Origin of the sequence: Collinsella aerofaciens (assembly GCF_019131995.1) — a bacterium.
Lineage (GTDB): Bacteria > Actinomycetota > Coriobacteriia > Coriobacteriales > Coriobacteriaceae > Collinsella > Collinsella aerofaciens_S.
The window spans coordinates 43,209-69,529 of sequence record NZ_JAHONA010000008.1; the positions used below are offsets into that span (position 1 = coordinate 43,209).

Genomic DNA, 26,321 nt, shown 5'->3' on the forward strand with positions numbered 1-26,321 from the left:
CATGGCCGTGTCTAACGAGGGCTATCAACATATTGAGCATGGGTTTGAGCCTGTGTTCGACCAGCGCTCGCGCGTTTTGGTGCTGGGGTCGTTTCCCTCGGTGCTCTCGCGTGCCAATGCCTTCTACTATGGCAATCCGCAGAACCGCTTTTGGCGTGTGATGGCCGCGTGCCTCGGTGTATCCGTGCCGTCCAACGAGGGCGATCCTTTGGCAAACGGTGAGCCCGCGACGCTCGATGCCTCCATTGCCGCCAAGCGGGCCATGCTGCTGAACGGCGGCGTGGCCCTGTGGGATGTGATCGAGAGCTGCGACATTAAGGGCTCGAGTGATGCGAGCATTCGCAACGTTGTGCCGGCACATATCGAGTGCATTACCGACGTGGCTCCCATTGAGCAGGTGATATGCAACGGTGGTACAGCTGGCCGGCTCTACAAGCGCTATCTACAAGAACGCACCGGGCTGCCCGCCATCGTCCTGCCCTCGACAAGTCCTGCCAATGCGGCCTGGCGCCTGGAGCGGCTTGTTGAGCGTTGGCACGAAGCTGTTGACTGGGTCGCTCTGTAATTTAGATATTTGATTGAGCATAGGCGCCGAGGCGTCTGATGATGACGCGCCAGATTGGTGCGGGCACGGCGGGCTCGACACGCACCATGCCGTCGGCGTCGACGCTACCGGCATTGCCACCGCCAAGCAGCTGCGCATGCTCAACGGAGCAGCCCATGCGCACGGCGCCTACAAGCTTATCCATCGCTTCGGAAAATGGCCGGCGCAAGAGGCCCATACGCGGGGAGTGACGAAGCGCCGCAATACCGCTGCCGGCACAGACGACAACGCCGCCGCACCACAATTGGTCACGGCGCTCGCATGCCTTGTGTAGACGAACGGCGGTCCTGTGCGCCTGCTCAGCGCCCTCTTGTGTGGCTCGAATCACGGCATAGACACGCGTTCCCGTACCGCCAAAGCGCTCAAGCGCCTGCTCGATGGCTGTCAACGTCTTATCGTCAGCCACATCTTCAATGGCCAGCACGATGCCATCGGCAACGCTGCCGGCGTCATTTGCCTTCAAGTCGACCGGGTGGGGGAGTGCGGTGCCGGAAAGCTGTGCATAGGCGGTGATGGCATCCTGCAGGTCCCAGAGCAAAAACTCAAGATCGTCGCTATTGGGAATGCTGATATACGCAATGGTTTGCAGTGTTTTTGGTACATCGCCGCGTGCGGTCGTCTCCATGCTGCCTCCTTTCCGGTTGGTTTCCGTTTAGGTTACACCGTCTGGTGGCGCCCCGCCGCGCTATCCTAGTGCAACCCTTACGAAAGGAACGCCATGCGTCTGCCCATGAATACCTCGCTTGCCACGCTCAAGCCCTCCGGCATCCGTCGGATTAACGCGCTCGCCGCCCAGCATCCGGGGTGCATCGCGCTCGCGCTCGGCGAGCCCGATTTTCCCACGCCCGATGTGATTAGCGCCGAGGTGACCGCCGCACTGGACCGCGGCGACACGCACTATCCGCCCAACAACGGTCGCCCCGCCCTGCGTGAGGCGTTATCTGCCTACATGGGGGATGCGGGCCTTACGTTTTCGGCGGACGAGGTCATTCTGACCGACGGTGCGACCGAGGCCCTGTCGGCAGCATTCATGGCTATGCTCAACCCAGGCGACGAGGTCATTATTCCCACGCCGGCCTTTGGCCTGTACGAGAGCATCGTCGTGGCCAATCACGCCAAGGCGGTCTTTTTGGATACGGAGCCTGCGCAATTCCAGATTGACGAGGACGCACTTCGTGCTTACGTGACGCCGGCGACCAAGGCCATCGTCATCTGCTCGCCCAACAATCCTACGGGTTGCATCCTCAACACGGCGTCGCTCGACGCCGTGGCGCGCGTGGCGGAGGAGGCGGGCATCTACGTGGTCTGCGACGATGTATACAACCGCCTGGTCTACGTGGACGGCTACGAGCGCTTTGCCCAGCGCCACCCGGAGCTACGCGAGCAGACGGTAGTCATCGAGAGCTTCTCCAAACCCTGGGCCATGACCGGCTGGCGTTTGGGCTGGCTCGCAGCCGCAGCCCCCGTCATCGCCGAGATCGCAAAGGCCCACCAATACTTAGTATCGAGCGCCGTCTCCTTCGAAATGGACGCCGCAGCCCGAGCCCTCACCGTCGACCCAACTCCCATGCTCGAAGTCTACCGAGCCCGTCGCGAACGCGTACTCGCAACCTTAGACGCCATGGGCCTCGACGTAGTAGAGCCCGCAGGAGCCTTCTACACTTTCCCGAGCATCAAAAAGTTCGGCCTAACAAGTGAGGACTTCTGCATCAAAGCCATCAAAGAGGCAAACGTAGCCCTAGTCCCTGGAAACTGCTTCGGCACCGAAGGCCACATCCGCCTAAGCTACTGCGTCTCCGACGAAAACCTGGACGAAGGCCTCCACCGCCTGTCCACCTTCGTCTCAACCCTATAGCCATCAGGGACGCAACACATCAGCCCACCGACATAAGGATTATGCGTGGGGGCGTCGCTCAACGGAAAACCGGGCTGCCCCAAAGTCACCGCAGGCCGCGCCGCCGAAGGCCGGGCGCAAGGTTTCGTAGATTCCGCACGAGCCGGAAAGCACTTAATGTGCTTTCCGAGCGAGCCCAGGACCTGACCGAGCGAAAACCTTGCGCCCGGCCTTCGGCGGCGCGGCCGGATGGTGGAATTGTGTGCAGCCCGGTTTTCCGTTGACCGACGCCGGGGTCCCCGCCATAATACTTTCGGTTCACGCACGAATCCGCTGCCAGAGACAGCCGGCGCAAACGGGTCTTACCCGCGAGCTTAATGGGACTTCCCGCCAGCCGAGGTGGTCGAGTAGATATGTCTTCTCGCCCCCGTCGCTCATGCAGCGCGGGGGCTTTCTTTTTGGACATGCCCCCGTCACGTCCTTGTGGCGGACCGTGCCCGGAAAGAATTCGAGGAGGTGTAATTCATGCCCCAGCAGTACAAAATCGACAAGGTTGCAGAGATCGAGTCCCGTATCGCCGAGAACGCCGGTCTGTTCGTCGTCAACTACAACGGTCTGACGGTTAAGCAGGCTCAGGAGCTGCGTCATCAGCTTCGCGAGTGCGGCGCCGAGATGAAGGTCTACAAGAACAACCTGGTCAAGATCGCTCTCAAGAACCAGGAGCAGCCCGAGCTCGACGAGATCCTCGCCGGCCCCGTCGCTTATGTGTTCTACGAGTCCGAGCCGGTCGAGGCCGCTAAGGCCCTTAAGGACTTCTCCGCTAAGTACAAGGGCGTCCTTGAGATCAAGGGCGGTATCTCCGACGGCAAGGCCGTTTCCGCTGATGATGTTAAGGCTATCGCCGAGCTGCCCACCAAGGATCAGCTTCTCGGCCAGATCGCCGGTCTCATCTCCGGTTTCGCTCGCGACATCGCTGTCTGCGTCAACGGCGTTTCCTCTGGTCTCGCTCGTTCGATCCAGCAGGTCTCCGAGCAGAAGGCAGCCTAGTTGCTGTTTTCACCCGCGGCGGCAACGCCGCACCCCTGGCGCATTCGCGTCGTGTTTTAACTGATCTCCGTGCATCCGCACGGAAACCGAAAGGACTTAGAAATGGCTAAGCTTACCACCGATGAGATCATCGATGCTCTTAAGGAAATGACCCTTCTCGAGGCTTCCGAGCTCGTCAAGGCTATCGAGGACACCTTCGGCGTTTCCGCCGCTGCTCCTGCCGCTGTTGTCGCCGCTCCCGCTGCTGGCGCTGCTGAGGCCGAGGAGAAGACCGAGTTTGACGTCGTGCTCGAGGGCTTCGGCGACAACAAGATCCAGGTCATCAAGGCCGTCCGTGAGCTCACCAACCTTGGCCTGAAGGAGGCCAAGGAGGTCGTCGAGGGCGCTCCCAAGGCTGTTCTCGAGGGTGCCAAGAAGGAGGACGCCGAGGCTGCCAAGGAGAAGCTCGAGGCTGCTGGCGCTGCTGTCACCCTCAAGTAATCAGGCTTTCTCGCCAGATTTCTTTGCAGACGGGGTTCGCATTGCGAGCCCCGTCTTTTTTGTTTTTCGGTCCCTCGACATCGGTAGCTCAAACTGCCATGTTCTGTGATTTGCGTCGTATCGGGCACCCTGCCGTTGGGCAATAAAATTGCACCATTCGAGCAATAATTTGCGTTGACCTGCTGAAGAATTGTCTCTGCCTTGTAGCGACATATAGTTCCAGCGGTAAGATGCTTAGGTATCGCAATTTGGTCTGCGGCTGTGTGCCGCACGCATGGGGCGCTTTTGCGCCTGCGAAAGGATCTTTGAATAACATGAAGGCAATCATCCCCGCCGCCGGTCTTGGCACGCGTTTTCTGCCTGGCACCAAGTGCACGCCCAAAGAGATGCTGCCGGTGCTCGACAAGCCCGTCATTCAGTACGTCGTCGAGGAGGCGCTCGACCCCGAGGAAGTCGACGACGCCATCATCGTTACTTCTCCCGGTAAGCCCGAGCTACTGAACTACTTCCAGCCCGATCGCTCGCTCGAGAACCTGCTGCGCGAGCGCGGCAAGAACGCCTATGCCGATGCCGTCGCCCACGCTGGCGGTATGCCGGTCGACTTCCGCTATCAGTACGAGCCCAAGGGCCTCGGCCATGCTATTCGCTCTGCTGCCGACGCCGTGGCAGGGGAGAACTTCCTGGTTCTTCTGGGCGACTACGTTGTGCCTAACCGCGACATCTGCGACAAGATGCTCGCCGTTTCCAAGGAGCACGGTGGCGCTTCGGTTATCGCCGTCGCTGCTTGCTCGCCCGAGGAAGTCAGCCGCTACGGCGTTATCGCCGGTGAGCGCGTCGGTTCGCTCGAGGGTGCCGAGGACGTTGCCGATGCAGAGCCGGGCGCTGTCTGGCGCATCGGCGGTCTGGTCGAGAAGCCCGCTCCCGAGGCGGCTCCGTCCAATCTGTACATCGTCGGTCGCTACCTGCTGAGCCCGCTGGTCATGGACCTGCTGGCAGATCAGCAGGCCGGCAAGGGCGGCGAGATCCAGCTCACCGACGCCATGGCCCGTTCGCTCGACCGCGAGGCCATGTATGCCGTCGTCATTGACCCGCTGTCGGGCTACGACACCGGCACTCCCTCTGGCTGGATGGCCACCAACGCCCTCATGGCCGCAAGCGACCCCCGCTTTGCCGATGCCTTCTGGGATGCCATCGACGAGCGCGGCGGATTGATGCGCAAGTAAGCCTTCGGGCATCGACATTTACGGGCGCGGACCTCGGTTCGCGCCCGTTTTTTATAAGAGCTGCGATTGCCGGCTCTCTGTTCACAGAAAATATATGAACAGATGTTCGATACACATACATCTACCTGCGTGTTTTCTGTCGAAAAACTTTGCTACTCCAAAAACTCAATCGCGTCAAGGCTTTTCTTGCCCAACGGTCGGTACCTGATAAACTATTAGGTTGCGATAACTGGCGAAGCTATGCCTCGCCAACCCACCGAGCATTTCCGTGAAGGAGGAAAAACCTGGTGACCTACGCATACACTGCCACTGAGCGCAAGCGCGTCAGCTTCGGGAAAATCCCGGAGGCCATGGAGCTCCCCAACCTTATCTCTGTTCAAAGGGAATCCTTTGAGCGTTTTAAGGACGAGGGCCTTCGTGAGGCGTTCAAGGAATCCAGCCCCATCCAGAGCCAGAACCATGTTCTCGAGGTTACCTTCGGCGAGCATCAGTTCGGCGACCCCGCGCACACCGTCGAGGAGTGCCGCGAGAAGGACATGACCTATCAGGCCCCGCTTCTGACCGACGTCCGTCTCACCAACAAGGAGACCGGCGAGATCAAGGAGCAGCTCGTCTTTATGGGCGACTTCCCCATGATGACCGATCAGGGCACCTTCATCATCAACGGTACCGAGCGTATCGTCGTCTCGCAGCTCGTCCGTTCCCCGGGTGTGTACTACAGCTCCGAGATGGATTCGGGCAAGCAGATCTACAAGGCCCAGATCATCCCGTCCCGCGGTGCCTGGCTCGAGTTTGAGGTCGACAAACGCGACCAGCTCATGGTCTCCATCGACCGTAAGCGCAAGCAGAGCGCCACGATGTTCCTGCGCGCCCTTGGCATCGCCGTCACCAACGACGACATCATCGAGCTGCTCGGCAACTCCGATGTGATCAAGCGCACCCTGGAGCGCGACACCGCCCTCACCCGCGAGGACGCCCTCATCGAGATCTACCGTCGCCTGCGCCCGGGCGAGCCCCCCACCGTGGACGCTTCCCGCAGCCTGCTTGAGGGCCTGCTCTTCAACCCGCAGCGCTACGATCTGGCCCGCGTCGGTCGTTACAAGGTCAACAAGAAGCTCAACCTCACCACCGAGGAAGAGGTCACGGTGCTCACCGACGAGGATATCGTCGCGACGCTGCGCTACCTCCTGTCCCTCGCTGCCGGCGAGCAGGGCTTCAAGGTCGACGACATCGACCACTTCGGCAACCGCCGCATCCGTACCGTCGGCGAGCTCGTCGCCAACCAGTTCCGTATCGGCATGAGCCGTATGGAGCGCGTCGTCCGTGAGCGCATGAGCTCCCAGGACATCGACGAGATCACCCCGCAGTCGCTCATCAACATCCGCCCGATCGTGGCCTCCATCAAGGAGTTCTTCGGCTCCTCGCAGCTCTCGCAGTTCATGGACCAGGCGAACCCCCTGACCGGTCTGACCCACAAGCGCCGTCTGTCCGCACTCGGCCCTGGTGGTCTTGCCGGCCACAAGTCCGGCTCCAGCCGCCGCACCAACGTGCCGACGGCCGTCCGCGACGTTCACAACTCGCACTACAGCCGCATGTGCCCGATCGAGACCCCCGAAGGCCCCAACATCGGCCTGATCGGCTCGCTCGCCCTCTACGCTCGCGTCAACGAGTACGGTTTCATCGAGGCTCCGTTCCGCCGCGTCGAGAACGGCGTTGCCACCGACCAGATCGACTGGATGACCGCTGACGAGGAAGAGAAGCACGTCATCGCGCCGGCCAACACGCCGCTCGATCCCAAGACCAACGAGTTCATCACGACCGATGCCGAGGGCAAGATCGTCCGTCCGCACACCGTGATCGCTCGTACCCGCGACTTCGACGGCTCCTTCGGCGCCCCCGCCGACGTGCCTGTCGAGGACGTCGACTACATGGACGTCTCGCCGCGTCAGATGCTCTCCGTCGCAGCCACGCTGATCCCGTTCCTTGAGCACGACGACGCCAAGCGTACGCTGATGGGCGCTAACATGCAGCGTCAGGCCGTGCCGCTGGTTCACCCCGCCGCTCCCTATGTCGGTACCGGCATGGAGCGTCGCGCCGCTCTGGACTCCGGCGAGGTCACCCTGGCCAAGAACGCCGGCGAGGTCATCTTTGCCGACGCCGCCAAGATCATCGTCAAGCATGCCGGCGGTATGGACGAGTATCACCTGGCCAAGTACCAGCGCTCCAACCAGTCCACCTGCATCAACCACCGTCCGCTCGTTCGCGTCGGTGACACCGTTGAGCAGGGCGAGCCTCTGGCCGACGGTCCTTCGACCGATCACGGCGAGCTCGCACTGGGCCAGAACCTCACCGTGGCCTACATGCCGTGGGAAGGCTTTAACTACGAGGACGGTATCGTCGTGTCCGAGCGCCTGGTGGCCGAGGACCTGCTGACGACCATCAACATCACCCGTCACGAGATCGACGCCCGCGACACCAAGCTCGGCCCCGAGGAGATCACCCGCGAGATCCCGAACCTCTCCGAGGACATGCTTGCCAACCTCGACGAGGACGGCATCATCCGCATCGGCGCCGAGGTCGGCCCTGGCGACATCCTGGTCGGCAAGGTTACCCCCAAGGGCGAGAGCGCTCTGACCGCCGAGGAGCGCCTGCTGCGCGCCATCTTCGGTGCCAAGGCCCACGATGTCCGCGACACCTCCCTTAAGATGCCTCACGGTGCTTACGGCCGTGTCATCGACGTCGTCCGCTTTAGCCGCGAGAACGGCGACGACCTGGCCCCCGGCGTCAACGAGCAGGTGCGCGTCTACGTCGCCCAGCGTCGTAAGATCCAGCAGGGCGATAAGATCGCCGGCCGCCACGGCAACAAGGGTGTTATCTGTAACGTTCTGCCGGTCGAGGACATGCCCTACATGGCTGACGGTACCCCGATCGACGTTATCCTCAACCCGCTGGGCGTTCCTTCGCGTATGAACGTCGGCCAGCTGCTCGAGTGCCACCTTGGCTGGGCTGCTGCGTGCGGTTGGGATACTGAGCAGGCCGACTCCGACAAGTACGTCCCCGGTCCGTTCTTCACCGCGACGCCCGTCTTCGACGGCGCCAAGGAGGACGAGATCGCCGAGGTCATCCGTCGTGCTAACAAGAACATGCTCAACAAGGCCACCGCTGCCTTTGGCGATCACATGCGCCCCGAGTTCGTCACCCAGCTTGACGAGCGCGGCAAGACCCGTCTGTTCGACGGCCGCACCGGCGAGGAGTTCCGTGAGCCCATTACCGTGGGTACGTCCTACATCCTCAAGCTCGGCCACATGGTCGACGACAAGATCCACGCCCGTTCGACTGGCCCCTACAGCCTGGTTACCCAGCAGCCTCTGGGCGGCAAGGCCCAGTTCGGCGGCCAGCGCTTCGGCGAGATGGAAGTTTGGGCACTGTACGCATACGGTGCTTCCAACGTCCTGCAGGAGATCCTGACCGTCAAGTCCGACGATACCGTGGGCCGCGTCAAGACCTACGAGTCCATCGTCAAGGGCGAGAACGTTCCTGTCCCGGGTATCCCCGAGTCCTTCAAGGTTCTCGTCAAGGAGATTCGTTCCCTCGCGCTGGACATCGAGCCCATGCACGATGCCGACGAGGACGCCTCCGCCCCTGTGACCGCCGAGGAGACCTCTGCCCTCGATGACCTGGCTGCGCTCGCCGGCGTTGACGCCGACGTCGAGGCCCAGGATGCCGAGACCGCCGAGGCACCCGAGGCTGTCGCCGCCACGACCACTGATAAGGAGTAGTTGACTGTGGCAGATTTCGAAGCTACTGATTTTGACTCGGTAAAGATCTCCCTTGCCTCCGCCGACCAGATCCGTTCCTGGTCGCACGGTGAGGTCAAGAAGCCGGAGACCATCAATTACCGTACCCTCAAGCCCGAGAAGGACGGCCTGTTCTGCGAGAAGATCTTCGGTCCCGCCAAGGACTGGGAGTGCTCCTGCGGCAAGTACAAGGGCATCCGCTTTAAGGGCATCGTCTGCGAGCGCTGCGGCGTCGAGGTCACCTCGGCCAAGGTGCGTCGCGACCGCATGGGCCACATCGAGCTCGCCGCTCCCGTGTCCCACATCTGGTACTTCAAGAGCCCCACGAGCTTCCCGATGAGCCGTATGCTCGACATCAAGTCCAAGGACCTCGAGAAGGTTCTGTACTTTGCCAGCTACATCATCACCGAGGTCGACTACGAGGCTCGCGAGGCCGACGCTGACGACCTGCGCGAGGAGCTCGCCGCCGATCTGGAAGAGATCGATGCCGAGTGCGCCCGCCAGATCGAGTCCCTCAAGGAGCAGGGCAACCCCGAGAACTTTGACGAGTTCTCCGACGAGGAGCCGCTGACCCCCGAGGAGATCGCCTCCGGCATCGTCGACATCGAGGAAGAGTGCAAGGACGAGAAGCAGCTCCGCACGGACGCCTTCAACGCCTTCATGAAGCTCAGCGAGCGCGACCTCATTTCCGATGAGCCGCTGTTCCGCGAGATGACTCGCTACTACTCCATGTACTTCAAGGGAGGCATGGGTGCCGAGGCCGTCCGCGACCTGCTCGCTGCCATCGACCTCCCCTCCGAGGCCGAGAAGCTCAAGGCCATCATCGCCGACGAGGACTCCCAGAAGCAGAAGCGCGAGAAGGCCGTTAAGCGCCTCGAGGTCGTTGACGCCTTCCTGAAGGGCGGCAACAGCCCCGCGAACATGATCCTGGATGTCATCCCGGTCATTCCGCCCGATCTGCGCCCGATGGTCCAGCTCGACGGCGGCCGCTTCGCCGCGTCCGACCTCAACGACCTGTATCGTCGCGTGATCAACCGTAACAACCGACTCAAGCGCCTGCTCGACCTGGACGCCCCTGCGATCATCGTGAACAACGAGAAGCGCATGCTCCAGGAGTCCGTGGACGCCCTGTTCGACAACGGCCGTCGTGGTCGCCCGGTCTCTGGCCGTGGCGGTCGCCCGCTCAAGTCGCTCGCCGAGGCCCTCAAGGGCAAGCAGGGCCGTTTCCGTCAGAACCTGCTGGGCAAGCGTGTCGACTACTCCGGCCGTTCGGTCATCGTGACCGACCCCAAGCTGCTGCTGCACCAGTGCGGTCTGCCCAAGACCATGGCGCTGGAGCTCTTCAAGCCCTTCGTCATGAAGCGCCTGGTCGAGCTTGGCAAGGTCGAGAACATCAAGGGCGCCAAGCGCGCTATCGACCGCGGTGCCACCTTTGTGTGGGATATCCTCGAAGAGGTCATCGACGGCCGCGTCGTGCTGCTCAACCGTGCACCGACCCTGCACCGTCTGTCCATCCAGGCCTTTGAGCCGGTGCTGGTCGAGGGCAAGGCTATCCACCTGCACCCGCTGGTCTGCTCGCCCTTCAACGCCGACTTCGACGGCGACCAGATGTCTGTCCACGTGCCGCTGTCCAGCCAGGCTCAGGCCGAGGCTCGCGTGCTCATGCTCTCTGCGAACAACCTGCGCTCGCCGGCATCCGGCAAGCCGGTCAACATCCCTTCGCAGGACATGATCATCGGTGTGTACTACCTCACCCAGGTTCGCGAGGGTCTGCCGGGCGAGAACCACGTGTTCTCGAGCTTCGATGACGCGCTGCACGCCTATGACTGCCGCTCCGAGGTCGACATGCAGGCCAAGATCCAGGTCCGCGTGTCCGCTGCCGATGCCAACGTCATCAACGAGGACGGCACCCGTATCTTCCGCGTTAAGAACGGCAAGAACGAGTTTGTCGACTACGACGTCACCGGCAACAAGACCGCGCGCTTCGAGACCTCTATCGGCCGCATCATCTTCAACCGCCAGTGCCTGCCCGAAGACTATGAGTTCATGAACTACAAGATGGTCAAGGGCGATGTGGCCAAGCTGGTTGCCGACTGCTGCGATCGTTACCCCGAGGCCAAGGTCGGCCCGATCCTCGACGCCATCAAGTACTCCGGCTTCCACTACGCTACCCGCGCCGGCCTCACCATCTCGGTGTGGGACGCTCTTATCCCTGCCGAGAAGCAGGAGCTGCTCGACCGCGCCCAGGCCAACGTCGACCAGATCAACGAGTACTTCGAGGAGGGCTTCATCAACGAGACGGAGCGCCACATCGAAGTCGTTAACGAGTGGACCGCTTGTACCGATAAGGTTGCAGCGCTCATGCTCGACATGTTCGACGAGGAGAACCCGCTGTACATGATGGCCGACTCCGGCGCCCGTGGTTCTAAGACCCAGCTGCGTCAGCTCGGCGGCATGCGCGGCCTGATGGCAGACATGTCCGGTGAGACGATCGACCTTCCCATTAAGGCGAACTTCCGCGAGGGTCTGCTGCCGCTCGAGTACTTCATTTCGACCTACGGCGCCCGTAAGGGCCTGGTCGATACCGCATCCCACACTTCGGACTCTGGTTACCTGACCCGTCGTCTGGTCGACGTGGCCCAGGACGTCATCGTCCGCGAGGAGGACTGCGGTACGCACGAGGGCGTCACCTACAACCTCATCATCCCCGGCACCACCGACCTCAACACCGACCTCGTCGGCCGTTGCTTCATCGAGGACGTCGTGGCTCCCGATGGCACCGTGCTCTTTGAGCAGGATGGCTACATCGAGAAGGTCGCCGACATCCAGAAGATGGTCGATGCGGGCCTTAAGAAGGTCAAGCTTCGCGCGCTGCTCACCTGCCGCTCCAAGTACGGCGTGTGCCAGAAGTGCTACGGCTGGGATCTTTCCACCCGTCGTCCGGTCGCCATCGGTACCGCGGTCGGCATTATTGCCGCCCAGTCCATCGGCGAGCCCGGTACGCAGCTTACGATGCGTACCATTCACTCCGGCGGCGTCGCTGGCGTCGACGATATTACGCAGGGTCTGCCTACGGTCAGCCGTATGTTCGATATCGTCGGCAACGTCAACGAGAAGATTCTGGGTCGCGAGGCCGAGCTGGCTCCGTACTCCGGTCACCTCTCGATTAAGCCCGAGAAGTCCGAGTACGTGCTGACGCTCACCGACTCCGAGGACCACACACGTGTCCTCGACGAGCGTCGCGTTCCCGCATCGGTGCGCTTTATGCCCGAGATCGAGGACGGCTGCGAGGTTCGCGCCGGCGACCAGATCACCAAGGGCTTCGTCAACTTCCGCAACCTGCGCAAGCTGACCGACATCGAGTCGACGATGCACACCTTCGTCGAGAGCGTCAAGGACGTCTACACCAGCCAGGGCGTTGACCTGAACGACAAGCACATCGAGGTGCTCGCACGTCAGATGCTGCGTCGCGTTCAGATCACCAACCCCGGTGATTCCAAGTACCTGCTTGGTCAGTACGTCGACCGCTACGAGTTCGCCGACGAGGTCGAGCGCGTTGCCCGTTTGGGCGGTCAGGCTCCCGTGGCCGAGCCCGTCATCCTGGGTACGCTCAAGGTCGCGTCCAACATCGACTCCTGGCTGTCGAGCGCTTCGTTCATCCGTACCGCCGGCGTCCTTACCGAGGCTGCCATCGAGGGCAAGGTCGACCACCTGCTCGACCTTAAGTCCAACGTCATCGTCGGTAAGAAGATCCCGGCCGGTACCGGCCTCAAGCCGTACGCCAACGCCAAGCTGACGTATCGTACGGCCGACGGCTATGTTGACATCGACGGTCCGGCTTCGCCCAACGCCAAGTCGCTGCCCGAGTGGGCTCCGGTGGAGCTCAAGGACCTGGACGAGCAGCTCCCGCAGCAGCTCGACTGGGCCGGCTACGACGAGTTTGGTGGTGCTGACGGTTCGTTCACCCGCAACGGCCACACCATCTCCGCCGAGAAGGCTCGCCTGTACCTGTTCGACGACCTGGGCGTGTCGCAGCGCTGGACCAACAAGTTCAGCGAGGTCGGCATCGAGACGGTCGGCGACCTGGTCGGCAAGTCCGAGGAGGATCTGCTGCGCATCGATGGTATTGGTGCCAAGGCGATCGAGGAGCTCCGTGACGGCCTGGAGGCCCACGACCTGCTCTACATCCTCGAGAACAACGATGACGTTGCCGACGAGGAAGACCTCTCGCAGCTGCTGCAGATGGTCTTTAGCCCCGACGGTCCAGACGACATCCTACTGGGCACCTCCGCCGCGCCGACGCATCACGCTGACGCCGACGAGGAGCTCCTGGGCGCCCCGATCGACGACAAGAAGGCTCCCGCCAACGGTGCCATCAACGAGGACATGGCTTCCCTCGACGAGCTGCTCAATCAGCTCGTGGACACCGACGACGCCGAAGAGGCCAAGGACAACGACGAGGAGTAATTTCCTAGTACGTTAACCGCCCTTCCAAAGACCCGCTTCCCAACAGGGAAGCGGGTCTTTTTTGTTGAAGAAAACCTGTCAATAAGGGACAGGTTTATTTTGGTAGGTTTTTACTGCTTGAATTTGAAACATTTTGTCCGGCCAGAGCGTATCTATGGTGAGGGCCTCAGAAAGAATCATTAACGTCACCGGGAGGTGATTATGGAAGAACAAGCATTTAGACAGGCGGTCGAAGATCACCGGGATGTCGTGTTTCGGATCGCATTGACGTACCTGCGCGATCGTGCCGATGCCGACGATGTCGCTCAAGACGTCTTTCTGAAGTTACTCAAAAGCGATGCCCAATTTGAAAGCTGGGAACATCTTCGTCGCTGGCTTATCCGGGTCACGATCAATGAATGCAAATCGCTCTTTCGAAAGCCATGGAGGCGTGTGGAGGATATTGAGAACCTGGCCGATTCGCTTTCGGCGGCGCAGGATGAGACCAAGGCCGTCCTGTCAGATGTCATGCGGCTTCCGGAACGATTCCGTATCCCCATCGTGCTCTTTTACTATCTGGGCTTCTCGACTTCAGAGATTGCCGAGTTGCTGCACGTACCAGCCGCGACAGTTCGAACGCGTTTAGCTCGCGGCAGATCGAAACTCAAGTTCATCCTAGAGGAGGGCGACCGTGAAATCCAACCAAATCAAGCAGGCCTTCGAGTCCGTCCAAGCCGATAGCGATCTTGCAGATCGCGTCCTAAATAGCGCTGCGGGTGAGCCGCTTCATCGAAAGGGCCACGCGAAGCCTCTGTATGTTGCCGTAATCGGATGTCTTGTCGGAGTGTTGGCGACCGGAGGGGTCGCCTACGCCGTTATCAATTCCAGCTATTTTGCCTTAGCCTGGGGAAATCACGGCAATGGGGATTCCATTACCTGGACCAACGGTGGCTCATCGGGGACTAAATACACCTACACCAGAGAGTTTGGTGACGGCATCGCTCCCCAAAGCCTGGAGGGCACAGTCCAGAAGGTCAATCTGTCCGTCGAGGGCAACGGCTATACACTCGACATTCATGATATGGCTATCGATAAAAACGGTTGCGGTGCCGTGACGTTTACGTTGTCCAATCCAAATGGTGTTAACTACTACAAGCCGGCAGCAGAGACAGGCGAACTTGTTCTCTATGGTGAAGAAGAACAAGGCATCGGCACGCCCGGCATGAACTTCGGCGAGGAATGGGCTGACACACGCTGCACCATTGATAAGGACACATCAAGCGATACTGTCATTAATGGCACGATGTACTTTGCTTCTATGGATCGCGAGCGAGGTTTTCAACATGCGGTCACCTGGAATATCTCGTGGACCGAGGGCGAAGGCGAGGACGCGAAGCTGTTCGAGGCATCGACGCCCGAGTTTAGCGTTGGAGCGTACGTCGATACAAAGGAACTCCGCTCCGATGACTCGCCTCTCGAGATCAGCCCGTTTTCCATCCAGACGCACATCGACGATCTGGGCATTGACGCAGTCACGAAAAAGTTGACCGTTACCTACAAGGATGGATCGGAGCAGATTATCGAAGATGACGACGCAGGGGCGTTCAACTTATATTTTTCTTATACGCGCAATAGCGGAGAGAACATCTGGGTGCCAACGAAGTTGATTGATGTCGACCAAGTGGTCTCAGTAACGCTTGAGGGCACGAGGTGCACGTCAACAGGAGAGACCGAAACGGAAGAGTCCTTTACTATCGTCTATTCGTAAGGTCTGAGGCCGCTTTCTACTAGGGGAAGCGGCCTCTTTTGCGTTAAATGGAAACGCCGCCGATTTCCATGCGACAGATGAGAGCAGATTACCGCTGGAGCGCGACGTTTCCCCAGATAAAACCGATCAAAATAAACCTGTCCCTTTTTGGCAGGTAACGTTGCCCCGACGAGCATATCGGATTCCCGGTCCGGGCGGCCCGCTGTTTAAGTTTGTCGCGAGTTCCGCACGCAAAGGAAAGCACTTAATGTGCTTTCCGTCTTGCGCAGGACTGTAGAGCAGCAAACTTAAACAGCGGGCCGCCCGGACCGGGAATCCGCCCCCGCGCACAGAAGGGGATTCCTTTTGTGTAGGCTTTGCGGAAATATGCTCATTTTGGGATACGCCCGGCGGCGTGGTCTGTTGACGGCACAGCTAACGCCACGTATCCTATCGAACTGCGTGTTTCGTAGGGGGATGCTGACCCCTCGATTCAAGCCGTTGCACTTTACAGAAAGCTGGAATCATTCGAGAAGGAGTACGCTTTGCCTACTATTAACCAGCTGGTTCGCCAGGGCCGTCGTTCCGTGCCCAAGAAGTCCAAGAACGCTGCTCTGCAGCACAACTCCCAGAAGCGCGGCGTGTGCACCCGCGTCTTCACCACGAGCCCCAAGAAGCCGAACTCGGCTCTTCGTAAGGTTGCCCGTGTTCGCCTTGTCAACGGCATCGAAGTTACTGCTTACATCCCGGGTGAGGGCCACAACCTGCAGGAGCACTCCATCGTGCTCGTCCGCGGCGGTCGTGTCCGTGACCTCCCTGGTGTCCGTTATCACGTCATCCGTGGCGCCTACGACGCTGCTCCGGTCCAGAACCGTATGCAGGCCCGTTCCAAGTACGGTGCTAAGCGCCCCAAGGCTAAATAAGCCAGATAACGTTTTGATACTTTCGCCGTGTGCCGCCTAAGCGCCGCACGGTAGACACTTAAGGAGATTTCACATGCCGCGTCGTGCAGCAGCTAATCGTCGTGAGGTTCAGCCTGACGCCGTTTACAACAACCGCCTGGTGACTCAGCTCATCAACAAGGTCCTTCTTGACGGCAAGAAGGCCACCGCTGAGCGCATCGTTTACACCGCTTTCGAGATCGTTGCCGAGAAGTCCGAGGGCGGCGATGCTCTCGCCACCTTCAAGAAGGCTATGGACAACGTCAAGCCCACGCTCGAGGTTAAGCCCAAGCGTGTCGGTGGCGCTACCTATCAGGTCCCGATGGAGGTCAACTCCCGTCGTTCCACCGCTCTGGGTATCCGCTGGATCGTCAACTTCTCCCGCGCTCGCAAGGAGAAGACCATGGCCGAGCGTCTCGCCAACGAGATTCTCGACGCCTCCAACGGCCTGGGCGCTTCCGTCAAGAAGCGTGAGGACGTCTTCAAGATGGCCGAGGCCAACCGCGCGTTCTCTCACTATCGTTGGTAAGTTAAGGTAAGGAACTAACATGGCTAAGCCTAAGTACAAGCTTTCCGATACCCGTAACATCGGCATCATGGCTCACATCGATGCCGGTAAGACCACCACGACCGAGCGTATTCTTTACTACACCGGTAAGACCCACAAGATCGGTGAGGTTCATGAGGGCGCTGCCACCATGGACTGGATGGTTCAGGAGCAGGAGCGCGGCGTAACCATTACCTCCGCTGCTACCACGTGCTTCTGGAACAAGGACGGTAAGGACTACCGCATCCAGATCATCGACACCCCGGGCCACGTTGACTTCACCGCTGAGGTCGAGCGCTGCCTGCGCGTCCTCGATGGCGCTGTCGCCGTCTTCGACGCCGTTGCCGGCGTTCAGCCCCAGTCTGAGACCGTTTGGCGTCAGGCTTCTACCTTCAACGTCCCCCGTATCGCCTTCATCAACAAATATGACCGCGTGGGCGCTGACTTCTTCAACGCTATCGAGACCATGAAAGATCGTCTCGACGCTAACGCCGTGGCCGCTCAGGTCCCGATGGGCGCCGAGGACAACTTCTGGGGCGTCATCGACCTCGTCACCATGACCGCATGGGACTTCAAGGCCGACGACAAGGGCATGACCTACCCCGAGCCGATGGACGAGATCCCGGCTGAGTTCGCCGACATCGCTGCCACCAAGCGCGAGGAGCTCCTCGACGCTGCTGCCAGCTTTGACGACGAGCTCATGGAGAAGATCCTCATGGAGGAGGACTTCACCGTCGAGGAGCTCAAGGCTGCTCTGCGCAAGGGCGTTCTGGCCAACGAGCTTAACCTCGTCTTCGTGGGCTCCGCCTACAAGAACAAGGGCGTCCAGGAGCTGCTCGACGCTGTCGTCGACTACCTGCCCAGCCCGCTCGACGTCGAGGCCGTTACCGGTACCGATCCGGACACCGGCGAGGAGATCGAGCGTCATCCTTCCTTCGACGAGCCCTTCTCCGGCCTGGTCTTCAAGATCATGACCGACCCGTTCGTCGGTAAGCTCACCTACGTCCGCGTTTACTCCGGCCGCGCCGAGTCCGGCTCCTACGTTGTCAATGCTTCCAACGGTCAGCGCGAGCGCCTCGGCCGCATCCTCGAGATGAACGCTGCCGAGCGTATCGACCGTGACGACGCCGCTGCCGGCGACATCGTCGCTTGCGTCGGCTTCAAGAACTCCACCACCGGTGACACCCTGTGCGCCGAGGGCAAGGAGATCGTCCTCGAGAAGATCGAGTTCGCTAAGCCCGTTATCGACGTTGCCATCGAGCCCAAGACCAAGGCCGAGCAGGACAAGATGTCCCTGGCTCTGACCAAGCTCGCCGAGGAGGACCCGACCTTCCAGGTGTCCACCAACCACGAGACCGGCCAGACCATCATCGCCGGCATGGGTGAGCTGCACCTCGAGATCATCGTCGACCGTCTGCTCCGTGAGTTCAAGGTTGACGCTAACGTTGGTAAGCCCCAGGTTGCCTACCGCGAGACCGCTGGTCACGACGTTGAGAAGGCTGAGGGCAAGTTCGTTCGTCAGTCCGGTGGTCGCGGTCAGTACGGCCATGCCGTCATCAAGCTCGAGAAGATGGAGGAGGGCTTCGGCTACGAGTTCGTCAACGCTATCGTCGGCGGCGTCGTGCCCAAGGAGTACATCCCGTCCATCGACAAGGGCATCCAGGAGGCCCTGAACACCGGTGTTATCGCCGGCTTCCCGGTCCTCGACGTCAAGGTCACCCTGTTCGACGGTTCTTACCACGAGGTCGACTCCTCCGAGGCCGCCTTCAAGATCGCCGGTTCCATGGCTATCAAGGACGCCCTCAAGAAGTCCGACCCGCAGCTGCTCGAGCCGATCATGGCTGTCGAGGTCGAGACCCCCGAGCAGTACATGGGCGACGTTATGGGCAACCTCTCCGGTCGTCGCGGCAAGATCGAGGGCATGGAGGATCGCAAGAACAGCAAGCTCATCCGTGCCAAGGTGCCGCTGGGCGAGATGTTCGGTTACGCTACCGACCTTCGCTCCCAGACCCAGGGCCGTGCATCCTACACGATGCAGTTCGACTCTTATGAGCCCGCGCCCAAGTCCATCGTGGACGAGGTCATGAGCAAGAACGCCTAAGTTCGAGCTCCCTGTTACGTAATCCGCGAGAACATCTCTCGCACTCTTTGGAGGTTTAAGTTGGCTACCCAGAAGATCCGCATTCGCCTCAAGGGCTATGATCACGAGGTCGTCGATCAGTCCGCGAAGCTCATCGTCGAGACCGCTCAGAAGACCGGCGCTCGCGTTTCCGGTCCTGTCCCCCTGCCCACCGAGCGCAACCTGTACACGGTTATCCGCTCGCCGCACGTGAACAAGGACTCCCGTGAGCAGTTCGAGATGCGCACCCACAAGCGTCTCATCGACATCCTCGACCCCACCTCGGGCACCGTTGATTCGCTCATGCGTCTCGACCTCCCCGCTGGCGTCGACATCGACATCAAGCTCTAAGCGATATCGCTCATAGCTTAAAGGGCCCCGCTGCCGTTACGGTAGCGGGGTCCTTTTGTTTTGAATGATGGTTTGGACTGCGGGGTAATGCTGCCGAGTAGGTGGTTGCGGCGCCTTATTCGCTCAAGGGACGCAGCGATGCCTCCTCAAAATGGAAGGATCGAAAGCCGTCTTCCGTTTCGATGCACGCGCGACCAAAGCCATCGACCGTTTTAAAGATGCCACGCGCCAGCTCGTCCTCAGCGGGGGAGCGGGCGATAACGTGCTCCCCGATCCAATTGAGGTGAGCGATATATTCGTCGTGGACGGGCGCGAGCGGACCGGCGTCTTCTTCCTTGGCGTTGAGGCGCTCTGCCCAGGCATCTACAGCGTCTATAACTGCGTGATAGACCTCATCGAGGAGCATGTCGACGGCGGGAACGTTCTTGTTGAGGTCTGACAGGCCGATTGCTGGCAGGCCGCCATCGGGAACCTCCGCGGGCACATAGTTCACGTTAACGCCGATGCCACAGACCGCAAAGGGGTTGCCTTCGTTATCGCGTGCGGCCTCTACCAGAATGCCGCCGAGCTTGCGTCCTCGCGCGACCAGGTCGTTGGGCCATTTGAGGCCAATCTCGTTTGCAAGACCCTGCTTTTCGAGTGCTTCGAGCATCGCTAGGCCGCTGACGGCGGCAAGACCAGAGTACTTTGCGGGATTAACGCATGGACGCAGGACAATCGAAAGCAATAGGTTGCCGGCGGTTGAATCCCACTTGTGGCCGCGCCGGCCGCGTCCTGCCGTTTGCGCGCGGGCGGCAAGTCCTGTGCCGTGCGGCGCACCCTGTTTTCCTGCCTCGAGCAGGTCATCGTTGGTCGATCCGGTTACGTCGACAATCGTTAATTGGGCATCCATAGCGGCTGCTACCTCCTTATTGAATAAGTGAATGACGCAATGGTGTCGAGAGATAGACACAATGTGAAGCCTTTGTCGCATTTGGACAATTTAATGTTAACACGTCAACAACGACTGAAATGCGTTATCCTCTCTTGGTCGATGTAAACACGTCAACAACTCAAAGGAGGTTAGTGATGGGTTTCACGATTCTTGGAACAGGCTCGGCGGTTCCTGAGCGCAGTGTTTCCAATGACGAGCTGTCTGAGTTCCTCGATACCTCGGATGAGTGGATTTTTACCCGCACAGGTATCAAGAGCCGCCACGTCTGTACCACCGAGTCACTTGACGACCTTGCCGTAGCGGCGAGCGAGCGGGCACTCCAGGTGTCCGGAATCGACGCGAGCCAGCTGGATCTGATCGTCTGCTCGACGACGACGGGTGACCACCTTGTTCCCGCTGAGGCGTGTGCCGTTGCTGAGCGACTAGGAGCGGCGTGCCCTGCCTTCGATGTCTCGGCGGCCTGTGCCGGCTTCGTGTTTGCGCTCGATGTCGCCGAGGGCTATATCGAGCGCGGTCGTGCCGAGCGCGTGCTTATCGTTGCTGCTGAGCAGATGACGCGCGCGCTCGACTGGACCGACCGCGCCACCTGCGTGCTCTTTGGCGATGGGGCAGGCGCCGCAGTGATTGGGGCTGGGGGAGACAGCCCCCTTGCCGTTGAGCTTTCGACGGCGCCCGACGTCGAGACGTTACACGTTCCCGGTCTGGTCGGCACCTCGCCGTTTAAGGCTTCCGCAGATAGCAAGAGCGTGCTGTCCATGAATGGCCGCCGCGTGTTCAAGTTCGGCGTCAACGCCATCTGCGACACGGTCCATAAGCTTGCGGGCGATGCGGGCATTTCGGTCGAAGACATCGACCATTTTGTATTCCATCAGGCTAACGAACGAATCCTGAGTCAGGCGGTCAAGCGCCTCGGCGTGCCAGATGAGCGCGTGGTTCGAACGCTGCGCGAGACCGGCAACATTTCGAGCGCCTGCATTCCCTTTGCGCTTGACCGTCTGGCACGCACCGACGCACTGAATGCGGGCGACACCATCGCCCTCGTTGGATTTGGCGCCGGCCTGGATATAGGTGGCTATCTGCTTCGTTGGAAGTAGTTGCACATAGGAAAAAACGCCCCTAGGGCACAAACAAAGGAGAACTACCATGGCAGATCAGAAGACCTTCGAGCGCGTTTGCGACGTTATCCGCGAGACCGCCGGTCTTGACGATGTCGAGATGAAGCCCGAGTCCACGCTCGAGGAGATTGGTCTCGACAGCCTGGGCACCGTCGAGATCCTCGTCGCCGTCGAGGACGAGTTTGGCATCCAGCTCGATACCGAGGAGAACCCCAAGACGGTCGGCGAGTTCGCCGATACGGTCGAGGCGGCATTGGAGAAGTAGAGATGCTCAAGACTCCTCTCTGCGATCTGCTCGGCATCGAAAAGCCCGTGTTCCAGGGCGGTATGGCCTGGATTGCCGATGCCTCGCTGGCGTCCGCAGTGTCCGAGGCGGGTGGCTTAGGCATCATCGCGGCCATGAACGCCGACGCCAACTGGCTTCGCGACCAGATTCATGAGCTGCGCGCCAAGACGGATAAGCCCTTTGGCGTCAACGTCATGCTCATGAGCCCGTTTGCCGACGAGGTCGCGCAGGTCGTGATTGACGAGCGAGTGCCGGTCGTCGTGACGGGCGCCGGCAATCCCGCCAAGTACATGAAGGCGTGGAACGAGGCGGGCATCAAGGTCATCCCGGTCGTTGCCTCGGTGGCGCTGGCGCGTCTCGTGGCGCGTCGCGGGGCCACGGCGGTTGTTGCCGAGGGTACCGAATCGGGCGGCCATATTGGCGAGACCTCGACGATGGCACTGGTGCCGCAGGTCGTCGATGCGGTCGACATTCCCGTTGTGGCCGCCGGCGGTATTGCCGACGGCCGCGGCGTGGCGGCCGCCTTTATGCTGGGCGCCGAAGGCGTGCAAGTGGGTACGCGCTTTCTGGTCGCAGACGAGTGCACCGTCTCGGAGCAGTACAAGGAGATGGTCCTGAAGGCCAACGACACTTCGACGCGTGCGACCGGTCGCTCGACGGGACATCCAGTGCGCGCCCTCAAGAGCCCCTTCACCAACGCCTATGCCAAGAGCGAGGGTTCCGGCGCGAGTGCCGAGGAGCTCGGTGCTATGGGAACCGGTGCGCTGCGTAAGGCCGCCAAGGACGGCAACTACGAAGAGGGTTCGTTTTTGTGTGGACAGATTGCCGGCATGGTCAACGAGCGCCAGAGCGCACGCGAAATCGTTGACGACCTGGTCGATGGCGCCGAGCACGTCCTGAAGGGTGCGTGCGCATGGGTGGCGTAGCGTTTTTGTTTGCCGGCCAGGGTGCCCAGCACCCCGCGATGGGCGTCGACTTGATCGAGACATCGCCGGCGGCTGCCGAGGTGTTCGCCATTGCCGATGAGGTGCGCCCGGGGACGAGCGAGCAGTGCCGGAGCGCCTCCAAGGAGGAGCTCTCGCAGACCGAGAACACGCAGCCTTGCGTGTTCGTGCACGACCTGGCAGCGGCTGCCGCCCTGCGTGAGCGCGGCGTGGTACCTGCCGCCTGTGCGGGATTCTCGCTGGGCGAGGTCGCCGCGCTCACCTTTGCGGGGGCGTTCGATACGCGAGCGGGCTTTGAGCTCGTGTGCGAGCGCGCGGCGCTGATGGCCGCGGCTGCCGAGCGCCATCCGGGCGGCATGCGCGCCGTCATCAAGCTCGATGCGGCGCAAGTCGAGGGCCTGGCAAAACAGGCCGGCGAGGACTGCTGGTCAGTCAACTACAACAGCCCACAGCAGACGGTTGTGGCCGGAGCGCCCGAGGCGCTGCAGGAGCTCGACGTCCTAGTAAAAGAGGCTGGCGGCCGCGCCATGAAGGTCGCGGTGTCGGGTGCATTTCATAGCCCCTATATGGCCGAGGCGACCTGTGGCCTTGCCGCATATATTGAGGCCGGTCACGCGCCGTCCCCGTTGCTCATTCCTGTTTTGGCAAATATGACAGCGGCGCCCTATCCGGCGGATCCCCAGACGGCATCGGATGTCTTGGCCAATCAGGTGAGCCATGCCGTACGCTGGGTCGATACGCTGCATGCTCTGCAGGATCAAGGCATCGACACATTTATTGAGGTCGGCCCCGGCAAAACGCTGTCCGGCCTGGTCAAGCGTACGCTGAGCGACGTTCGCGTGTATTCGTGCGAGACGGCCGAGCAGGTCGCAGCTATTGCCGACGAGCTCGCATAGTCCACAGGGCTGTAACCCGAAAGGAATGACATGGGCAACTTGAACAATGGCGCGCTCGAGCGCAACGACTCACGTCGCGTGGCACTGGTCACGGGCGGCTCGCGGGGTATCGGCCGCGCCTGCGCTATCGGTCTGGCGGAGGATGGCTACGATATCGCCGTCGTCTATGCCGGCAGCGTCGATGCGGCGCGCGAGACGTGCGACGCCTGCGAGGCGGCTGGCGCCACGGCGCGCTCATATCAATGCGACGTGGCCGACCCCGCTGCCGTCAACGCGTGCGTGGAAGCGGTCCTCAACGACTTTGACTCCATTTGGGCGCTCGTCAACAACGCTGGCATCACCCGCGATGGCCTGCTCATGCGCATGGGCGATGACGCCTTCGATCGCGTGCTCGATGTCAACCTTAAAGGAACGTTTAACACGACGCGCGCGCTCACCAAGACCTTTATGCGCCAGCGCGGCGGCTGCGTCGTCAACATGAGCTCGGTTGTGGGCCTGATGGGCAATGCCGGGCAGGCCAACTACGCTGCCTCCAAGGCGGGCGTGATCGGCCTGACCAAGGCGGTGGCGCGCGAGCTTGCGCCCCGCGGTGTACGAGTGAACGCGGTCGCCCCCGGGTTTGTCGAGACAGATATGACGGCAAAGCTCTCGGAGAAGATGCGTACGGTAACCGAGGAGCAGATTCCCCTTAAGCGCATGGCGCGCCCCGAGGAAGTGGCCGGCGTGGTGCGCTTTTTGGCGAGCGATGCGGCTTCCTACATTACGGGCGAGGTTGTACGCGTTGACGGCGGAATGGCGATGTAGAAATCAGGGCCGAAGAACGGCTTGGATGAGGAGACCATGATGGAACAGAGAGTTGCAATCACCGGTATCGGTGCCGTGTCGCCGCTCGGCAACACCGCGCTTGCCACCTGGGCGGCAATGTGCGCTGGCACGTGCGGCATCGGCCCGATTACGCACTTCGATACCGATGCATTTGCCGTCAAGGTGGCGGCCGAGGTCAAGGGCTTTGACGGCAACGAGTACTTTGGCAAGCGTGACGCCAAGCATCTGGACCCCTGCGTTCAGTTTGCGATGGCGGCTTCGGACGAGGCAATGCACGATGCGGGCTTTGATGTCGAAGGCGCCATCGATCGCGAGCGCCTGGGCGTCTACGTGGGCTCGGGCGTGGGCGGCATGACGACGCTCGTCGATAACGTCCATACGATTGCCGACCGTGGGCCCCGCCGCGCATCGCCTTACATGATCGCGATGATGATCCCCAACATGGCATCGGGCAACATCGCAATCCGTCACAAAGCAAAGGGGCCGACCCTGCCCGTGGTGACCGCGTGCGCCACCTCGGCCCATGCGGTGGGCGAGGCGTTCCGCGCCATCAAGCACGGCTATGCCGACGCGATCCTCGCGGGCGGCGCCGAGGCTGCAATTATCCCCGATGCCGTTGCGGGCTTTACGTCCTGCCGCGCATTGACCACCAACCCCGATCCCGCGACGGCCTGCCGCCCGTTCGATGCAGACCGCGACGGCTTTGTGATGGGCGAGGGCGCCTGCGTGCTCGTGCTCGAGAGCATGGAACATGCGCAGACGCGCGGCGCGCACATTTATGCCGAGGTCGTGGGCTACGGCAACACCGATGATGCCTATCACATCACGAGCCCTGATCCCGAGGCTGCCGGCATTGCCCGCGCGATATCGCTGGCGGTGACCGAGGGCGACGTCAAGCCATCCGAGGGTCTCTACATCAATGCCCACGGCACATCGACCAAGCTCAACGATTCGTCCGAGACGGCGGGCATTAAGCGTGCGCTCGGCGAGGACGCGGCGCGCGCCGCGCACGTCTCGTCGACTAAGTCGATGACCGGCCACATGATCGGTGCCACGGGCGCCATCGAGGTCATGGCCTGCGCCATGGCGCTCGAGCAGGGCGTGGTGCCGCCGACCATTAACTACCGCACGCCCGATCCCGCCTGCGATCTTGACTACACGCCCAATCGCGCAGTTCGCGCCGACCTTACCTGGGCGCTTTCGACCAACCTAGGCTTTGGCGGGCACAACGCCGCCATTGCGCTGCGTAGATATACGAGGAGCTAGAGCATGGATTCCAAAAGACTTGCCGAGATAGCCGATGTGATGGAGGACCGCGGCCTCACGCGCGTGCGCGTTGAGGAGCCCGATGGCACCGCGGTCGAACTCGAGCGCGCGAGCGCCGCACAGCCGGTTGCCGTGCCCATGCCCATGCCGAGCGCTATGGCCGCTCCAGTTGCAGCCCCCACAGTCGCGCCTGCCGCACCGGAGCCCGCCGCGCAGACACCTGCCGCCGCACCGGAGCCCAAGGGCACCGAGGTGACCGCTCCCATGGTCGGCGTTTTCTATGCTGCCCCGGCGCCGGGCGACGAGCCATTTGTGCACGTGGGCTCCAAGGTCAAGGCTGGCGAGACCCTTTGCATCATCGAGGCCATGAAGGTTCTCAACGAGGTGACGGCAGAGGCGGATGGCGAGGTGCTCGAGATCTGCGTGGCCGACGGCGACCTCGTGGAGTTCGGCAGCTGCCTCATGAGGATCGGATAGGTGATATCCATGAACAAAGAAGAGCTTAAAGAACTGTTGCCGCATCGCGAGCCGATGCTTTTGCTCGACGAAGCCGAGCTGGTGGGCGACGAGGCCCACGGCAAGATCACGATTACGGGCGACGAATACTTTTTGCAGGGGCATTTTCCGGAAAACCCGGTGGTCCCCGGCGTGATCCAGTGCGAGATGCTCGCCCAAAACTGCTGCGTGCTGCTGATGGGCGATGAGGAGGCGCGCGGCGCGACGCCGTTCTACACGAGTCTGGACAAGGTGCGCTTTAAGCGTCCGGTGCGCCCGGGCGACACGGTGGATCTGGTGTGCTCCATCACGCGTGCGCGCGGGCCGTTCCGCTTTGCGACGGGTACCGCGAGCGTCAACGGTGAGGTTTGCTGCCGCGCTGATATGTCTTTTGCACTCATGCACGAAAGTTAAGGAAGGCTCC

At 61.3% G+C, this 26,321-nt stretch carries 23 protein-coding genes; 21 read left to right on the plus strand and 2 right to left on the minus strand.

Going from position 1 to position 26,321, the window contains the following annotated elements; all coding sequences use genetic code 11:
* Position 1: 1 nt before the first annotated feature.
* The gene (locus tag KSY82_RS04030; protein ID WP_217750299.1) at positions 2-565 is read left to right on the plus strand and encodes a uracil-DNA glycosylase family protein; all 564 of its coding nucleotides are present in this window, start codon (positions 2-4) and stop codon (positions 563-565) included.
* Between the two features lies 1 nt (position 566).
* Here the strand turns inward: KSY82_RS04030 and KSY82_RS04035 are convergent, their stop codons facing one another.
* Positions 567-1,229: a hypothetical protein gene (locus KSY82_RS04035; protein ID WP_217750300.1), complete on the minus strand. Its 663-nt coding sequence runs from the start codon at positions 1,227-1,229 to the stop codon at positions 567-569.
* Between the two features lie 93 nt (positions 1,230-1,322).
* On the opposite strand from KSY82_RS04035, the gene KSY82_RS04040 reads away from it, so the two are divergent.
* From KSY82_RS04040 to rpsJ, 12 genes are all read left to right on the plus strand, one after another.
* Positions 1,323-2,459: a pyridoxal phosphate-dependent aminotransferase gene (locus tag KSY82_RS04040; protein ID WP_217750301.1), complete on the plus strand. Its 1,137-nt coding sequence runs from the start codon at positions 1,323-1,325 to the stop codon at positions 2,457-2,459.
* 504 nt (positions 2,460-2,963) lie between these two features.
* Positions 2,964-3,485, plus strand: a complete 522-nt coding sequence (gene rplJ, locus KSY82_RS04045; protein ID WP_217750302.1) for a 50S ribosomal protein L10 — start codon at positions 2,964-2,966, stop codon at positions 3,483-3,485.
* A gap of 102 nt (positions 3,486-3,587) precedes the next feature.
* Positions 3,588-3,965 (plus strand): 50S ribosomal protein L7/L12, encoded by a 378-nt coding sequence (gene rplL / locus KSY82_RS04050; RefSeq protein ID WP_006235005.1) that lies wholly within the window; start codon positions 3,588-3,590, stop codon positions 3,963-3,965.
* Positions 3,966-4,279: 314 nt separating this feature from the next.
* The gene (locus KSY82_RS04055; protein WP_055250255.1) at positions 4,280-5,188 is read left to right on the plus strand and encodes a UTP--glucose-1-phosphate uridylyltransferase; all 909 of its coding nucleotides are present in this window, start codon (positions 4,280-4,282) and stop codon (positions 5,186-5,188) included.
* Between the two features lie 287 nt (positions 5,189-5,475).
* Positions 5,476-8,967: a DNA-directed RNA polymerase subunit beta gene (gene rpoB / locus KSY82_RS04060; RefSeq protein ID WP_199408647.1), complete on the plus strand. Its 3,492-nt coding sequence runs from the start codon at positions 5,476-5,478 to the stop codon at positions 8,965-8,967.
* 6 nt (positions 8,968-8,973) lie between these two features.
* Positions 8,974-13,452 carry a DNA-directed RNA polymerase subunit beta' gene (locus KSY82_RS04065; protein ID WP_175406066.1) on the plus strand — a complete coding sequence of 1,493 codons (4,479 nt, stop codon included), beginning with the start codon at positions 8,974-8,976 and terminating at the stop codon, positions 13,450-13,452.
* Between the two features lie 201 nt (positions 13,453-13,653).
* Complete coding sequence (locus KSY82_RS04070) at positions 13,654-14,172, plus strand: RNA polymerase sigma factor (RefSeq protein ID WP_254881715.1); 519 nt, start codon at positions 13,654-13,656, stop codon at positions 14,170-14,172.
* Positions 14,123-15,199 (plus strand): DUF4179 domain-containing protein, encoded by a 1,077-nt coding sequence (locus KSY82_RS04075; RefSeq protein WP_217750303.1) that lies wholly within the window; start codon positions 14,123-14,125, stop codon positions 15,197-15,199. The genes KSY82_RS04070 and KSY82_RS04075 overlap by 50 nt, the downstream gene beginning before the upstream one ends.
* A gap of 524 nt (positions 15,200-15,723) precedes the next feature.
* On the plus strand, positions 15,724-16,101 hold the full coding sequence (gene rpsL / locus KSY82_RS04080) for a 30S ribosomal protein S12 (protein ID WP_006235012.1): 378 nt from the start codon (positions 15,724-15,726) through the stop codon (positions 16,099-16,101).
* A 73-nt stretch (positions 16,102-16,174) separates the two neighbouring features.
* A complete protein-coding gene (gene rpsG, locus KSY82_RS04085; RefSeq protein ID WP_006235013.1) occupies positions 16,175-16,648 on the plus strand; it encodes a 30S ribosomal protein S7 in 474 nt (157 codons plus the stop codon).
* Between the two features lie 19 nt (positions 16,649-16,667).
* Positions 16,668-18,767: an elongation factor G gene (fusA, locus tag KSY82_RS04090; RefSeq protein WP_117854517.1), complete on the plus strand. Its 2,100-nt coding sequence runs from the start codon at positions 16,668-16,670 to the stop codon at positions 18,765-18,767.
* Positions 18,768-18,827: 60 nt separating this feature from the next.
* On the plus strand, positions 18,828-19,136 hold the full coding sequence (rpsJ, locus tag KSY82_RS04095) for a 30S ribosomal protein S10 (protein WP_022094184.1): 309 nt from the start codon (positions 18,828-18,830) through the stop codon (positions 19,134-19,136).
* Positions 19,137-19,251: 115 nt separating this feature from the next.
* Here the strand turns inward: rpsJ and KSY82_RS04100 are convergent, their stop codons facing one another.
* On the minus strand, positions 19,252-20,028 hold the full coding sequence (locus KSY82_RS04100) for a biotin--[acetyl-CoA-carboxylase] ligase (RefSeq protein WP_217750304.1): 777 nt from the start codon (positions 20,026-20,028) through the stop codon (positions 19,252-19,254).
* 176 nt (positions 20,029-20,204) lie between these two features.
* Here KSY82_RS04100 and KSY82_RS04105 point away from each other — a divergent pair, with 176 nt between their 5' ends.
* From KSY82_RS04105 to fabZ, 8 genes are read left to right on the plus strand one after another with little or no spacing between them, the layout of a single operon-like run.
* On the plus strand, positions 20,205-21,164 hold the full coding sequence (locus tag KSY82_RS04105; protein ID WP_217750305.1) for a 3-oxoacyl-ACP synthase III family protein: 960 nt from the start codon (positions 20,205-20,207) through the stop codon (positions 21,162-21,164).
* 49 nt (positions 21,165-21,213) lie between these two features.
* A complete protein-coding gene (locus KSY82_RS04110; protein WP_006235019.1) occupies positions 21,214-21,450 on the plus strand; it encodes an acyl carrier protein in 237 nt (78 codons plus the stop codon).
* A gap of 2 nt (positions 21,451-21,452) precedes the next feature.
* The gene (gene fabK, locus KSY82_RS04115) at positions 21,453-22,397 is read left to right on the plus strand and encodes an enoyl-[acyl-carrier-protein] reductase FabK (protein WP_006235020.1); all 945 of its coding nucleotides are present in this window, start codon (positions 21,453-21,455) and stop codon (positions 22,395-22,397) included.
* Positions 22,385-23,311 (plus strand): ACP S-malonyltransferase, encoded by a 927-nt coding sequence (locus tag KSY82_RS04120; RefSeq protein ID WP_217750306.1) that lies wholly within the window; start codon positions 22,385-22,387, stop codon positions 23,309-23,311. Before fabK ends, KSY82_RS04120 begins: the two co-directional genes overlap by 13 nt.
* A 30-nt stretch (positions 23,312-23,341) precedes the next feature.
* A complete protein-coding gene (fabG, locus tag KSY82_RS04125) occupies positions 23,342-24,115 on the plus strand; it encodes a 3-oxoacyl-[acyl-carrier-protein] reductase (RefSeq protein ID WP_217750307.1) in 774 nt (257 codons plus the stop codon).
* Positions 24,116-24,154: 39 nt separating this feature from the next.
* Complete coding sequence (fabF, locus tag KSY82_RS04130; protein WP_055309395.1) at positions 24,155-25,402, plus strand: beta-ketoacyl-ACP synthase II; 1,248 nt, start codon at positions 24,155-24,157, stop codon at positions 25,400-25,402.
* Positions 25,403-25,405: 3 nt separating this feature from the next.
* On the plus strand, positions 25,406-25,879 hold the full coding sequence (gene accB, locus KSY82_RS04135; RefSeq protein WP_022094191.1) for an acetyl-CoA carboxylase biotin carboxyl carrier protein: 474 nt from the start codon (positions 25,406-25,408) through the stop codon (positions 25,877-25,879).
* 9 nt (positions 25,880-25,888) lie between these two features.
* Entirely contained in the window at positions 25,889-26,311 is a 423-nt protein-coding gene (gene fabZ / locus KSY82_RS04140) for a 3-hydroxyacyl-ACP dehydratase FabZ (protein WP_217750308.1), read from the plus strand.
* Positions 26,312-26,321: the final 10 nt, after the last annotated feature.